The following is a 13,497-nucleotide window of genomic DNA, read 5'->3' on the forward strand; positions in this document are numbered from 1 at the left end:
GGCGGGCGTTTGCGATGTTTACCTGTGGATGATGTCAATCACGCCGGCGCGAGATGACGTAGGATTCGTCGAGAAACCAGAGCCCATTGTACTTCCGCAGCACGTCCCTGGCGGCATCCAGAGTGCGGCCGTTTTGAGTCATTTCTGTCAACCGGTCGTCCTCAATCTGAGCGACATACACCGCCGCATTCCACGCTGCAAAGGCTGTCGAGGTTCCGATCGTCCCGGTCACCTCGTTGGGCAGCGCTTCCATATCATACCTGAAGATCGAGCGGTTATCCGCATATGCATTAAAGTTTAAGTCGCGGCCCAACGAACCAAGTTCATACTTAACCGCGCGCAATAGCTCATGACGGCTCACAGCGAAAGGATTTTCTCCGGGCCAGATCGCCTGGATCATTTCCATGCCGGGATCCTGGCCGTGGGAGTGGATTCCGATCAGCCGCCCTCCCGGCCGAAGCGCCCGCGCCAGGGGCGCGATGATCCGCTTGGCCCGGAAATTGACCGAGGACAGGGCGCGGTAGGGCTGGGACGCGATGACGAGGTCGAAATTGGCCTCGGTCTGGCCCGGTCGCGGAATGGTCGAATCCAGCAAGAACCTGTGGTCCTCGCGATACAGCACCAGGACGACCGGCCGCTCGTACAGCGGCATGGCGGTGCGTGGGCTGATCGCGGCGCGCCAGTTCTGCTCCAAAAACGGCCTCAGCTCCGCGATCTGCTGCTCGAACTCGCCTGACGAGGCGCCCCGTAGCGGCACCTCGTGCCAGACAGTCGCAGCCGCGGCCGCCGGCGATGCCGGCGTCAGCCAGGGCGCCTCCGAATAGAACATGTTGGTGAAGACGAACACCGACGCCGGATGCTCAAAAATGCGGTCCGGCACCTTCTCCAGCGTCAGACGCAGGTCTTCCAGACTGAGCTCCTTGCCGGCGACATAGAACGGCATGTGCGGGTAGCGCTGGTGCGTCGCGCGCAGCACCCGCGCCAGCACCGTACCGTCGCCGACGCCAGCGTCGAACACACGCAGGGCCGGTGGGCGCGGATGGATGGAGGAAAGCTCCAGCGCGACCCTGTCGGCGATCACCCGCTTTTCGCTGCAGGTGTGGACGAACAGCAGGTATTTCTGGCGGTTCTCGAAGAAACGGAAATTGCCGCGTGGATCGCGCTTTTCGGGCGGCACCTGAAGCCCCCGCGGCGGCGGCACGCCGCCGGCCATCGATGCCGCCATATAGGCCTGGATCCGGTCCAGCGTATCGATGGTGATGCGCTTGCCCTCGCGCAGGCGATGCACCAGCTTCCCATCGTTCACCGCGCGCCGGCCGAACGTCGATTCCGCCATGTCCGCCTTGCGGCAGAACTCCGTGATCTGGCTCAGGATTTCGTCGTTTTTCATGGGTGGGACGCAGTGGGCAGAAAAGTTGGGCTTCGCCTCGTAGCAAAATCTGCCCACTAAGGGAATAGCGGATGGAGGCGTCTCCCCACCGTTCGCGGCGCCGCAAGCCGTGAACCCCTGCGCCCTGCCGGGCAACAAACAGGGCGCTTCTCCTCCGGTGGGGCCATCGCCATGCGCCGCCTGCTCGTCGCGCTCAGCCTGCTCACTGCAACCCTGTGGTTCGCCCGCTGTCGCACAGGCGCGCAATCAGCTCGGGCCGCTCTGCACCACCGACACGACGCCGGCGGACAAGATGATCGACGCCTGCACCAAGATCATCGCGTTGAAGGTGTTTCGGGGCGAGCAGCTTGCGACGATCCATTTCTGGCGCGCGGTAGGCTGGAACAAGAAGGGCGACTATTCGAATGTCATCACTGATGCCACCGAAGCGATCCGGCTCCAGCCGAGCCAGGCGGTCTACAACCTGCGGGGATCGGCCTATTACGACAAGGGCGACTACGACATCGCGATCGCGGACTTCGACGACGCGCTGAAGCTCGGACCGCCCAGCGGCATCATCTTCCACAATCGCGGCAATGCCTGGCGCGGCAAGAATGCGCTCGCCGATATCAACCAGGCGATCCGGCTCGACCCCTCGCTGCCGCAGCCGCTGATCAACCGCACCGCGATCTGGCGCGCCAAGGGCGATCTCGATCGCGCCATCGCCGACGGCAGCGAGGCGATCCGGCTCGCCAAGGACAAGCCGCCGGTCAATATCATGACGCCGCCGAACAGCGTCCTGATCTCGGGCTACATCCATCGCGCGCTGGCCTATGAGGCCAAGGGCGACTACGCGCACGCGCGCGAGGACTACAAGGCAACGCTCGGTATCACTGCATCCGACGCCGGCAGCAAGGCCAATCAGGCCACCGCAAAGGTGCGGCTCTCGCTCGTCACCGAAGCGCCCGCACCGGTCCCGCGCGACGCGCCGATATCGATCGCGCAGCAGCCCAGCACGCCGTCACAGCAGCAGGCGACCGCAACGCCGGCGCCCTTGCCGTCTCCGCTCGCGAGTGGCCGCGGCAAGCGCATGGCGCTGATTATCGGCAACGGCGCCTATCAACACGTCAAGGCGCTACCCAATCCGTCCAGCGATGCCCGTGCGGTCGCAAAGAGCCTGCGCGAGATCGGCTTCACCGTATCGGAAGGCATCGATCTCGACCGCGCCGCGATGCAGAAGATGACGCGCGACTTTCTGCGCGAGGCCGCGCGGGCGCAGGTCGCGGTGGTCTATTATGCCGGCCATGGCGTGCAAGTCGACGGCCGCAATTATCTCATTCCCGTCGACGTCGAGCTCAAGCCCGGCACGGGCATGACCGAGGCGATGATCGACATGGACACGATCATGGCCGGCCTCGACGACCAGGTTCGCACCAACATTTTGATCTTCGATGCCTGCCGCAACAATCCTATGGCGCAGCAGGTCGCATCCGCAGGCGTCAATCGCGGCATCGAGGGCGCCTCGGGCCTCGCAGCGCCAACGAGTCTCGGCACCGGAGCTACATTGGGGGCCGGCACGCTGATCGCATTCGCGACCGCGCCGGGCCAGGTCGCGCTCGACGGCGAAGGCGCCAACTCACCGTTCTCCGCCGCGTTGTCCCGCCATCTCGGCACGCCGGGACTGGAAGTACAGCAGATGCTGACACGGGTGCGGGCGGAGGTGGTGTCGAGCACCAAGCACAAGCAGGTGCCGTGGTCGAACTCGTCGCTGCTGGGTGAGGTTTACCTGGCGGAGAGGTGAGACGCTATCGTGCCCCGGACGCAGCGCAGCGCTTCTTCAGCGATGCGCTGCAGAGCCGGGGCCCATATCTCCTGAGAGCGAGTCAAGCAGCATGGGCCCGGCTCTGCGCAGCAACGCAAGGGCGTTGCAGCGCGTCCGGGACACAAACAAAGGGCTCAATTACCCCACACTTCCTTCGCGATCTCGACCGCAAGGCTCAGCTTCGCCCACTGCTCTTCCTCGGAGAGGACGTTGCCCTCTTCCGTCGAGGCAAAGCCACATTGCGGTGACAGCGCGAGCTGCTCCAGCGGGGCGAACTTGGCGGCTTCGTCCAGACGACGCTTGATGTCGTCCTTCTTCTCGAGCTCGCCGAACTTGGAGGTGATGACACCGACCACGACGACCTTGTTGCCCTTGGGCAGAAAACGCAGCGGCTCGAAGCCACCGGCGCGGTCACTGTCGTATTCGAGGAAATAGCCGTCGTAGTTGGTACCGGCGAGCATGGTCTCGGCAACGGGCTCATAGCCGCCCGAAGAAATCCAGGTCGAACGGAAATTGCCGCGGCAGACATGCGTCGTCACCACCATGTCGGCGGGCTTCTCGGCCAGCGCGTAGTTGATGATGCGGGCATAGATCTGCTGGAGACCGTCCGGATTGTCGCCGCGCTCGCGCGCCTTCTGCAGTTCATCCTGCGAGCAGAGATAGGCCCACACGGTGTCGTCGAACTGGAGATAGCGGCAGCCGGCATCGTAGAATGCCTTGACGGCTTTCCGGTAGGTCTTGCCGAGATCTTCGTAGAAGGCCTCGAGATCGGGATAGACGTCCTTGGAAATCGACTTGCGGCCGCCGCGGAAGTGCAGCACTGCCGGCGAAGGTATCGTCATCTTGGCGGTGACGTGGGCCTGGTCGGCGACCTTCTTCACGAAGCGGAAGTGTTCCAGCATCGGGTGGTCGTCGGGAAAGTCGAGCTTGTCGATCACCCGCACCGCGTCGTGCCGGGTCTGCACGCCTGCGAACTGGATGCCGGTGTCGGGATGAAACAGCTCGCAGCCGGTGAGCTTGGCCAGGAAGTCGAAATGCCACCAGGAGCGGCGGAACTCGCCGTCGGTCGCGAGCTTGAGCCCGATCGAGGCCTGCTTGTGCACGACCTTCTCGATCTCCATGTCCTCGATCTTGCGCAGGTCGTCGGCCGAGATCTCGCCCTTCTCGAGCCGGCTACGGGCTTCCTTGATCTTGGCCGGACGCAGGAGGCTGCCGACCTCGTCGGCGCGGAAGGGGGCTTTGGTTCGCTGCATGTCTTACTCCCTGGACATTTTAGTTTAGTGAGCCGCCGCCCCGGCAACGCCGAGATGGCGTTCCAGGACCGAGGGGTCGGTTTTCAGCGCGGCGCTCGGAGCGTCGTGGACGATCGTCCCGCGCTCCAATATCACAACGCGGTCGGCCAGCCCCAGAATCTTTTGGGCATTCTGCTCGACGATGATCGAGCAGATGCCGCCTGCCCGCGTGATGCTGCCAATCGCCTTCAAGAGCTCTTCGACAATGATGGGGGCAAGGCCCTCTGTCGGCTCGTCCAGCAACAGCACTTTCGGGTTGAGGGTGAGTGCGCGGCCGATCGCCAACATCTGCTGCTCGCCGCCGGAGAGCTGGTTGCCGAAATTGCTCCGTCGCTCCTTCAGCCGCGGGAACATCTCGTAGACCTTCTCGACCGTCCAGGGACCGGGCTGCGCCACCGCGGTCATGTTCTCTTCCACGGTGAGCGAGCGAAAGATGTTGCGCTCCTGCGGCACCCAGCCGATGCCGGCGCGCGCGCGCTGGTCGGGCCGGAGCGAAGTGACATCGGCGCCGGCGAGCGCCACGCTGCCTGAGAATCGGCGGGTGACGCCGACGATCGAGTTGATCAGCGTGGTCTTGCCGGTGCCGTTGCGGCCCAGCAGCGCCAGCACCTGGCCCTCGGCGAGGCGCAAGGACATGTTGGGCAGCACCACCGCCTCGCCATAACCGGCGCGAAGTGCATCGATCGCGAGCAGGTCAGACATTGACCGCCTCCTCGCCGAGATAGACGGCCTTGACCTGCGGATCGCGCGCGACCTGCTCGGGCGGGCCCTCGGTGAGCAGCGCGCCCGAAACCAACACGGAGATGCGGTCGGCGAAGGAGAATACGAGATCCATGTCGTGCTCGATCAGCAGCACCGTGACGTCGCGCGGCAGCGCGCCGACCACGGCGAGAATGTCGTGGCGCTCGCTCTCGGGCACGCCGGCGGCGGGCTCATCGAGCAGCAGCACGCGCGGCTTGGCGGCGATCGCGACCGCGATCTCGAGCAGGCGCTGCTTGCCGTAGGGCAGCGTCACGGTCTGCTCATTCATGACGTCGAGCAGATGGAAGCGCGCGAGCAGATCGGCGATCTCACCGTTGACGTCGCTGCGCGTGCCCATCCGCCGCCACCAGTCGCCGCCATGGCCGAGGCGCTCGGAGACGGCCAGGCCAATGGTCTCCAGCGGCGTCAGGTCAGGATAAAGCTGGTTGATCTGGAAGGTGCGCGAGAGGCCACGCAGCACGCGCTTGTGCACGGGCAGATCGGTGATGTCCTGGCCTTCGAGCAGGATGCGGCCCGAATTCGGCTTGAGCACGCCGGTGAGCTGGTTGATGACCGTGGTCTTGCCGGCGCCGTTCGGGCCGATCAGCGCGTGGCGGGCGCCCTGCTCGATCTTCAAGGACAGATCGCGGGTGACGCGCAGCCCGCCGAATTGCTTTTCGAGATTTTGGGTTTCGAGCACGATGGTCATGCGTCGCTCTCCGGCACGGCGACGACGGCCTTGCGTCCCGCAATCTGCCTGATGACCAGATTGGGCACGTACAGCACCCAGCGGTGCAGGCGCTGACGGCCGACCAGCACGATCACGACCAGCACGAGACCGATCCAGAACTGCCAGTATTGCGGGGTGATGGTGGAGAACACTTCCTGGAGCATGCGGAAGATCACCGCGCCAACCAGTCCGCCATAGAGGTAACCGGTGCCACCGATGACGAGCACGAGCATCAGGTCGGCGGAGCGTTCGAAGGCAAACACGTCGAGCGAGGCGATCGCCGTGGTCTGGGTGAACAGCGCGCCCGCGACGCCGGCATAGAACGCCGCGAGCGTGTAGATCGCGATCAAGCGGCGGTTGACGGGAATGCCGATCGCGGCGGCGCGCAGCGGATTGTTCTTGATCGCGCGCAGCGACAGGCCGAACGGCGAATGCACCACGCGGCGGGCGAACAGGAAGAGGAGGAACAGGACGGCGAGCGAATAGAAGAAGCCGGCCTTGCCGAACATGTCGAACGGAATCACGCCGAAGATCGGCTGCATCTCGATGCCCTGCAGGCCGTCGGTGCCGCCGGTGATGTTGGAGAAACGCTCGGCGAGCGCTTCCAGCAGCAGCGCGATGCCGAGCGTCACCATCAGGCGCGTCAGGTCAACGCCGCGGATCACCAGGAAGCTGGTGGCAAAGCCGAGCACCATCGCGGCAAGGCCGGCGACGATCAGCGCCAGCACGGGCTCGTTCACGATACCATGAAGCGCGAGAAGCCCCGCGGCATAGGCGCCGACGCCGAAGAAGGCAGCATGCCCGAGCGAGACGATGCCGGCATAGCCAAGGATGAGATCGAGCGACATCGCAAACAGCGCCAGCCGCAGGATGTCAGTCATGATCAGATAGCGCGTTGGAAATGCAAAGCCGCAGGCCAGCACGATCAGCCAGAAGGCGACTTCGCCGTAGTGCCAGCGCGCGTGGCGCTGGGCGTGAAAACCGACGTCGGAGGAAGCGCTCATCGGCGAACTCAACGCGCGGCCGTGCGGCCGAACAGGCCGTTCGGACGCCAGATCAGGATCACGATCATCATGGTGTAGATCACGAAGGGGCCCATCTTCGGCACGTAATATTTGCCGGCGACGTCGCCGATGCCGAGCAGGAGCGAGGCCAGGAACGGGCCGGTGATCGAGGACGAGCCGCCGACGGTGACCACGATCAGGAAGTAGATCATGAACTTCAGCGGGAAATACGGATCGAGGCCGAGGATTTCGGCACTCAGCGCGCCGCCGAGGCCGGCGAGGCCGCAACCGAAGGCAAAGGTGAAGGCGAACACCTGCGGCACGTTGATGCCGAGGCCACTCGCGGCGCGGGGGTCGTCGACGGCGGCGCGCAAGCGGCTGCCGAAGCGGCTCTTGGCCAGCACCATCTGGAGCGCGATGGTGAGCAGGCCGCAGATCACGACGATCATCAGCCGGTAACGGCCGATGCCGACGCCGAACAGGTCGAACTGACCCTGAAGCGCCGCCGGAAGGTTGATGAAGACCCGCGACGAGCCCTGGATGTAATCGACGGCGGCGACCGACATGAAGGTCAGGCCGATGGTGAACAGCACCTGGTCGAGATGGCTGCGCGCATAGAGGTGGCGGTACAGCGTCCGTTCGAGCGCGATGCCGATCGCGGCAGAGGAGACGAAGGCGAGCGGGAGCGCCGCGAAGAACGGCCAGCCCATCCGGTTGACCAGCACCATGCAGATATAACCGCCGGCCATGGCGAAGGCGCCATGGGCGAGATTGACGAAGTTCATCAATCCAAGCGTGACCGCGAGCCCGCACGCGAGCACGAACAGCAGCATGCCGTAGGCAACGCCATCGAACAGGTTGGTGAGGATAGAGGTCATCGTCTCAGCTTAGAGTTATCGTCATGGCCGGGCTTGTCCCGGCCATCCACGTTCTTGTCCGGACTTTGTTTTCCTGGCTTCGCGTGCATGCCCGGAACAAGCCCGAGCATGACGCGGAGCAAGGGGCATGAGATCCCGGGTTCGCGCTAATGCGCGCCCCGGGATGCCCCGCTGTCGCGGGTCACTTCTTGGTCTTGCCCAGATCCTTGACGGCCTCGAAGGTCGCGAACTCGACATTGTAGAGCTCACCGTCGACCTTCTCGACCTTGCGGATGTAGATGTTCTGCACGATGTCGCGGGTCTCGGGGTCGATCGAGATCGGGCCGCGCGGGCTCTCCCACTTCTGGCCCTTCATGGCCTCGACCAGCTTGGTGCCGTCGGTGTCGCCATTCGTCTTCTTGAGCGCCTCATAGATCAGGTGGATGCCGTCATATCCGCTCACCGCCATGAAGCCCGGACGATTGCCGAACGCCTTCTTGTAGGCTGCGACGAAATCCTTGTTCATCTGCGAGGGGTGCGCCGCGGAGTAGAGATGCGCGGTGACCGTGCCGAGCACCGCATCGCCCATGTTGTTGAGCAGGTCGTCGTCGGTGACGTCGCCCGGCCCGATCACCTTGATGCCGGCCTTGTCGAGGCCGCGCTCGGCATACTGCTTCATGAAGTTGCCGCCCTGGCCGGCCGGCACGAACACGAAGATCGCGTCGGGCTTGGCGTCCTTCATGCGCTGCAGGAACGGCGCGAAGTCCGGGTTTTGCAGCGGCGTCTTGACCTCTTCGACCACCTCCCCGCCGCCGGCCGTGAAGTTCTGCTTGAAGAAGTTCAGCGCGTCATTGCCCGGCGCGTAGTCCGAGGTCAGCGTCGCCACCTTCTTGATGCCGTTCTTCACAGCCCAGTCGCCGATGATGGTCGAGGACTGCGCCAGCGTGAAGCTGGTGCGCACGATATAGGGCGAGCGCTCGGTGATGATGGAGGTGCCGGCCGCCATCACGACTTCCGGGATCTTGGCCTGCGTCGCAAGCGGCGCGGCCGCGAGCGCAGCCGGCGTCACGCCAAAGCCCGCGATGAAGTTGACCTTGTCGTTGACGATCAGCTCCTGCGCGGCAGTCTTGGTCTTATCCGGGATCGCCGCGTCGTCCTTGAGGATGATCTCGATCTTCTTGCCGGCGACGGTGTCACCCTTCTGCTGCATGTAGAGCTTGATCGCGTTCTCGATCTGCTTGCCGGTCGAGGCCTGGCCGCCGGTCATCGGCAGGATCAGACCGACCTTGACGCTGTCCTCGGCCTTGGCAGGCGCAAGGCCTGCAACGCCCGCGATGGCGGCTGCTGCGACGGTGCGTGAAAAAACTCTTCGTTCGAACATCAGATGTCCCTCCCCTTCATTCCTAACCTGTTGTGCGCCAGACCGAGTACCCGGTCCTTGCCGCGCTCTAACCTACGGATAAGCCATGCCGCGCGGCCACATGGCGTCCTCTGCAACCCCATTGTCAATCGGACGTTGGGCGACCATTCGGCGCAAGCCGCACGATCGGATCAACGGCGGGGGAGACATTTGTACGATTGTACAAATAAACTGGCCCTGTCAACAAAAAAGCCTGTCGCGGGTCCTCCGGGTTGATGCCGCACTGTAGGAGCGCCCGGCGGCGACGTGGTTGGAGAAATCCGCCTCTGCTTTGCAGAATTCGAACATTCGCCAGACGACGAGATCGAATCCCAAACCCCAATCGCTCCCTCGGCGAGAATACGAATTGTATACCGTATCACCTAGGAAAACCCAATCAACGCCAAAAATTACTTACTATTATACCGTTATGTATACAAAGAGATCCGTCGTCGAATAGGCCAATTTTACTTGTTGAGGACTAGAGTGCGCCGCTGGCGCTCGTCGGGCGCCGGTCATCCGCGCCCGGTCCAGCTCGACCCAGAAAATGCTCATGCGTATCCGTTCGCCTTCAATCGCCGCCGTCGTTGCCTTGCTGGCTTCCAACCTTGCAGGCTGCGGCACCGTCAACGAAAGACTCTCCGCCGGCATGGGCGACTACGTCCCGCAATGGGCCGGCGGGCTGCCGGCCGATGCCCCGCCGCGAGCGGGCACGCCGCAATACGACGCCTACATGAAGGAGCGCGAACGCAAGCGGCTGCTGCCTGCGACGGATCGCGAGAAGGAAGAGCAGGCGCAGAAAGGGGCGACGGGGACTACGTCGGGCACTGCGGTGCGTTGAGGAGACGAATGGCGAATAGGGAGTAGCGAATAAGGCGCTCTCCCGCTTCCACTCGCTATTCGCCACTCCCCATTCGCTAATCCATGAACACCACGGTCTTGCGGCCGTTGAGGATGACGCGGTCGTCGAGATGGTAGCGGATCGCACGGGCCAGCACGCGTCGCTCGATGTCGCGGCCCTTGCGAACCAGATCCTCGGGCGTATCGCGATGGCTGATGCGCTCGACGTCCTGGTCGATGATCGGGCCTTCGTCGAGATCGCGCGTGACGTAATGCGCGGTGGCGCCAATCAGCTTGACGCCGCGCTCATGGGCCTGGTGATAGGGTTTTGCGCCCTTGAACCCCGGCAGGAACGAGTGATGGATGTTGATGCAGCGTCCCGACAGTTTTGCCGAGAGGTCGTCGGACAATATCTGCATGTAGCGGGCAAGCACGACGAGATCGGTCCCGGTCTTGCCGACGAGATCGAGGATCTGCGCCTCTTGCTCGCGCTTGGTCTCCTTGGTGACGGGCAAATAATGAAACGGGACACCGCCGAAATCGAGCCCAGCATAGACCTCGCGCGGATGGTTGGAGACGATGGCAGCAAGCGTCATCGGCAGTTCGCCGGTGCGCCAGCGATAGAGGATGTCGACCAGGCAGTGGTCCGACTTCGACACCAGCAGCATCACCTTGCGATGCGCAGCCCGGTCGCGCATTTGCCATTCCATGCCGAAACGCTCGGCGATCGCGGCAAAGCCGGTCTGCAGCGCCGACAGTTCCACGGCGAGATCGGCCGCGGTGAACACCACGCGCATGAAGAACTTCTTGGTCTCGATGTCGTCGAACTGCTGAGCATCGAGAATGTTCTGTCCGTTGTGGGCGAGGAACGTCGACACGGCCGAGACGATGCCGGGACGATCCGGACAGGACAGGGTCAGGACATATTGATGATCGGGCATGTTGATGAACAGGCTTGGCTCTTGATGAAGGTTTGTGCAACGACCCGCGATTTGAGCCCTGCTCTATCACCGACGTCCCCTTGCGCCAATCCCAACGGCGGAGTCAGGATGAACGGACGATTGCTTTGACTGACCGGAGTACGCCCATGGCCGAGCGCTTGAACGGCTACCGCATCCTGATCCTGGAAACGCGCGAGGAGGCGCAGTTCTCGAAGCTTCTGGCCGAGCAAGGCGCCGAGGTCGTGCAATGCCCGATGTTTACCATCCAGGATGCACCGGACCCTGCTCCGGTCGAGGCCTGGATCCGCCGCGCCATCGACAGGCCCCTTGACGACCTTGTGCTGATGACCGGCGAAGGACTTCGGCGGATCATGAAGCTCGCGCGGGCGCGTGGGCTCGACGGCGCGTTTGTCGCGGCCCTCGCCCGATCGCGAAAATTCACCCGCGGACCGAAGCCCGGCAAGGCGCTGCGCGAGGTCGGCCTCGAGGCGCAGCAGACCACGGAGAAGCCGACCACCGAGGGCGTGATCGAGATGCTGGGCAAGTTCGACCTGAAGGGCCGGCGCCTTGGCCTTCAGCTCTATCCTGACAAGGACCATAGCGCGCTGATCGGCGCTCTTGCCGCGCAAGGCGCCGAGGTCGATGCCGTGCTGCCCTATGCCTACGATTCCAAGGCAGCGGATGCCAACATCGTCACCGCCATCGACGACATGGCCGCGGGGCGGATCGATGCCGTCGCGCTCACCAATCTCGGCCAGGTCCGCCGCCTGATCGAGGCCGCCAAGGCGCATGGCAACGAGGCGAAGCTGCGCGCCGGCTTCGACCGGACACTGATTGCATCGGTGGGCCCGGCGGTCTCGGGCGAGCTTGCTGCCCATGGACTGCGCACGGACGTCTCGCCGGCCGATGAAGCCTATTTCATGCGGCCGCTGATCTCGGCCATGGCAGCCGCGCTCGCAGAGAAGCTGCCCCGGCAAGGGACGTAAGGGTCCTACCCGGGCACGACACGATACACGCTGGCATTTCCTTCAACGCCGCGAAGAGGAGCTTCAAACACTGCGATTGCATGCCCGGAAAGGAGATCGCTCACTCCCGGCGCCGAATACAGCGCCTCCGAGATACAAATCTCGCCCGCGTCCGCCAGCGACTGCACACGCGCGGCAACATTTACGGTCTGGCCGAAATAATCCAGATTGTCGTTCAGGGTCACGGCGATGGAGGGGCCGCAATGGGCTCCAATCTTCAGGATGATGCTCGGCTCGCCGTGGTCGGAATTGTAGCGTTCGATTTCCCCCAGTATGTGGAGCGCCGCCGAAACCGCGTCCGTCGGGCGAGAGAAGACCGCCATGACTGCATCGCCGATCGTCTTGACGATGGCCCCGGAATGTTCCTGAACGGTCGCACCGAGCAAGGCAAAATGTTCGCGGACCAGCGTATATGCATTGAGATCGCCGAGCCGTTCGTACATGGCGGTCGAACCTTTGAGATCCGTGAACAGCAGGGTCACCTGCCGAATACCCAGGCCCTCCGTTTCGTCCACGCGTTCCGACCGGAACAGGCGGCGAAACGTCTGTCTCGCGAGCAACATCCCGCCAGACATGTAGGGCTCGAAATCAAGCGGCGGCTTGATCGCTTGAGCCAGAACCTCAGGCGGCCAATTGATCAGGAGCAAGGAGCCTCGCACGGATCCGCAGTTCTCCGCCTCGACAATGACGGGGCCGGGCGGCACGGCGGCCAGCGAGGGAGAAAAGCGCTGTCCGTCGTATCCAATTCGCAAGATTGTCGGCGAGGTCGTCGGCTCGCCGGCCACCGCGACGACGAACGCAGCCTGGGTTTGAATATTGACCCCCGCCAGCGCGCCGGGACCGAGTTCGCAACGAATGGTCGTGGCGGAGCCTGGCGGCAAGAACGAAAGGCCGCGAACGAACGCATGCAAATAGTCGAGAAATCGGATTTGTTGGCCAGGTATCCGCGCGTCATTCAGAAATCGAAGCTTCCAATGGAAATCCTCGACCGAGAGGGAGGCAGGATCATGGAACGGAAGCCGCCGAAGCTGGGGCGACACCGTAAACGTGACCTCTATGAAGTCGTCGAGATTGGTTTCACCAGTGACGTCGCACAAACCACAAACATAGTGCGTCTTGAGCGTGCGCAAGGCGCCGAAGCTATCGAGCACCATGCCGGATTGAGGACAAACAACGTCCCAGCTCATCTCGAATAGCCCGCTTCTCGTCGCATAGAGAAACAGGTCAATGCTTTCCGCCTCTGCAATGGCGCGGTCGCGCGCAAATGCCAGCGGATTGACGCGATGGAGCGATAGATCGTCACCGCTTATGATGAGCGTTTCGAATTTGGAGATCACGCGGGGGCTCCAGGATCGGGCCCGCTCGATCTCGGTCATCTTGCTTTCGAGGAGCCTTTCCTGAATGTCGGTCATTGTGCGCTCGGATTAAGTGCGCTCGGATTAATCGTTCGTCATGCGCAGGCCGTGATCGGGAAAAC

The 13,497-nt window shown here is 63.4% G+C and carries 11 protein-coding genes and 1 pseudogene; 3 read left to right on the forward strand and 9 right to left on the reverse strand.

All coding sequences use genetic code 11. From position 1 onward, the window contains the following. Positions 1-34: 34 nt before the first annotated feature. Positions 35-1,390: a hypothetical protein gene (locus tag GA0061098_RS18800; protein ID WP_018317408.1), complete on the reverse strand. Its 1,356-nt coding sequence runs from the start codon at positions 1,388-1,390 to the stop codon at positions 35-37. 171 nt (positions 1,391-1,561) lie between these two features. Here GA0061098_RS18800 and GA0061098_RS18805 point away from each other — a divergent pair. After that, positions 1,562-3,170, forward strand: a pseudogene (locus GA0061098_RS18805) (caspase family protein). 155 nt (positions 3,171-3,325) lie between these two features. Here GA0061098_RS18805 and GA0061098_RS18810 read toward each other — a convergent pair. The 6 genes from GA0061098_RS18810 to GA0061098_RS18835 all read right to left on the reverse strand — a co-directional run bounded on the left by GA0061098_RS18810 (position 3,326) and on the right by GA0061098_RS18835 (position 9,196). After that, positions 3,326-4,444, reverse strand: a complete 1,119-nt coding sequence (locus GA0061098_RS18810) for a cobalamin-independent methionine synthase II family protein (protein WP_091959086.1) — start codon at positions 4,442-4,444, stop codon at positions 3,326-3,328. A 24-nt stretch (positions 4,445-4,468) separates the two neighbouring features. Then, positions 4,469-5,185: an ABC transporter ATP-binding protein gene (locus GA0061098_RS18815; protein ID WP_091959089.1), complete on the reverse strand. Its 717-nt coding sequence runs from the start codon at positions 5,183-5,185 to the stop codon at positions 4,469-4,471. Then, positions 5,178-5,933: an ABC transporter ATP-binding protein gene (locus GA0061098_RS18820; RefSeq protein WP_091959092.1), complete on the reverse strand. Its 756-nt coding sequence runs from the start codon at positions 5,931-5,933 to the stop codon at positions 5,178-5,180. Before GA0061098_RS18820 ends, GA0061098_RS18815 begins: the two co-directional genes overlap by 8 nt. Further along, positions 5,930-6,958: a branched-chain amino acid ABC transporter permease gene (locus tag GA0061098_RS18825; protein WP_091959095.1), complete on the reverse strand. Its 1,029-nt coding sequence runs from the start codon at positions 6,956-6,958 to the stop codon at positions 5,930-5,932. Before GA0061098_RS18825 ends, GA0061098_RS18820 begins: the two co-directional genes overlap by 4 nt. An 8-nt stretch (positions 6,959-6,966) precedes the next feature. Continuing rightward, complete coding sequence (locus GA0061098_RS18830; protein ID WP_091959098.1) at positions 6,967-7,836, reverse strand: branched-chain amino acid ABC transporter permease; 870 nt, start codon at positions 7,834-7,836, stop codon at positions 6,967-6,969. Positions 7,837-8,017: 181 nt separating this feature from the next. Further along, on the reverse strand, positions 8,018-9,196 hold the full coding sequence (locus GA0061098_RS18835) for an ABC transporter substrate-binding protein (protein WP_091959101.1): 1,179 nt from the start codon (positions 9,194-9,196) through the stop codon (positions 8,018-8,020). 565 nt (positions 9,197-9,761) lie between these two features. Here GA0061098_RS18835 and GA0061098_RS18840 point away from each other — a divergent pair. Further along, on the forward strand, positions 9,762-10,055 hold the full coding sequence (locus GA0061098_RS18840; protein ID WP_208610658.1) for a hypothetical protein: 294 nt from the start codon (positions 9,762-9,764) through the stop codon (positions 10,053-10,055). A gap of 76 nt (positions 10,056-10,131) precedes the next feature. Here the strand turns inward: GA0061098_RS18840 and purU are convergent, their stop codons facing one another. Further along, positions 10,132-10,995: a formyltetrahydrofolate deformylase gene (gene purU / locus GA0061098_RS18845; RefSeq protein ID WP_091959104.1), complete on the reverse strand. Its 864-nt coding sequence runs from the start codon at positions 10,993-10,995 to the stop codon at positions 10,132-10,134. Positions 10,996-11,141: 146 nt separating this feature from the next. On the opposite strand from purU, the gene GA0061098_RS18850 reads away from it, so the two are divergent. Continuing rightward, positions 11,142-11,981, forward strand: coding sequence for a uroporphyrinogen-III synthase (locus GA0061098_RS18850; RefSeq protein ID WP_091959108.1), 840 nt, complete (start codon positions 11,142-11,144; stop codon positions 11,979-11,981). Between the two features lie 5 nt (positions 11,982-11,986). On the opposite strand, the gene GA0061098_RS18855 is transcribed toward GA0061098_RS18850, so the two are convergent. Beyond that, positions 11,987-13,432, reverse strand: a complete 1,446-nt coding sequence (locus GA0061098_RS18855; RefSeq protein ID WP_091959111.1) for an adenylate/guanylate cyclase domain-containing protein — start codon at positions 13,430-13,432, stop codon at positions 11,987-11,989. Positions 13,433-13,497: the final 65 nt, after the last annotated feature.

Origin of the sequence: Bradyrhizobium shewense (assembly GCF_900094605.1) — a bacterium.
In the GTDB taxonomy this organism is placed as follows: domain Bacteria; phylum Pseudomonadota; class Alphaproteobacteria; order Rhizobiales; family Xanthobacteraceae; genus Bradyrhizobium; species Bradyrhizobium shewense.

Bases quoted from the DNA above. Each gene is read 5' to 3' on its own strand.
- GA0061098_RS18840 (WP_208610658.1), top strand. From the start codon at position 9,762: ATGCTCATGCGTATCCGTTCGCCTTCAATCGCCGCCGTCGTTGCCTTG.
- GA0061098_RS18835 (WP_091959101.1), bottom strand. From the start codon at position 9,196: ATGTTCGAACGAAGAGTTTTTTCACGCACCGTCGCAGCAGCCGCCATC.
- GA0061098_RS18800 (WP_018317408.1), bottom strand. From the start codon at position 1,390: ATGAAAAACGACGAAATCCTGAGCCAGATCACGGAGTTCTGCCGCAAG.
- GA0061098_RS18850 (WP_091959108.1), top strand. From the start codon at position 11,142: ATGGCCGAGCGCTTGAACGGCTACCGCATCCTGATCCTGGAAACGCGC.
- GA0061098_RS18830 (WP_091959098.1), bottom strand. From the start codon at position 7,836: ATGACCTCTATCCTCACCAACCTGTTCGATGGCGTTGCCTACGGCATG.
- GA0061098_RS18810 (WP_091959086.1), bottom strand. From the start codon at position 4,444: ATGCAGCGAACCAAAGCCCCCTTCCGCGCCGACGAGGTCGGCAGCCTC.
- GA0061098_RS18855 (WP_091959111.1), bottom strand. From the start codon at position 13,432: ATGACCGACATTCAGGAAAGGCTCCTCGAAAGCAAGATGACCGAGATC.
- GA0061098_RS18825 (WP_091959095.1), bottom strand. From the start codon at position 6,958: ATGAGCGCTTCCTCCGACGTCGGTTTTCACGCCCAGCGCCACGCGCGC.
- GA0061098_RS18815 (WP_091959089.1), bottom strand. From the start codon at position 5,185: ATGTCTGACCTGCTCGCGATCGATGCACTTCGCGCCGGTTATGGCGAG.
- GA0061098_RS18820 (WP_091959092.1), bottom strand. From the start codon at position 5,933: ATGACCATCGTGCTCGAAACCCAAAATCTCGAAAAGCAATTCGGCGGG.
- purU (WP_091959104.1), bottom strand. From the start codon at position 10,995: ATGCCCGATCATCAATATGTCCTGACCCTGTCCTGTCCGGATCGTCCC.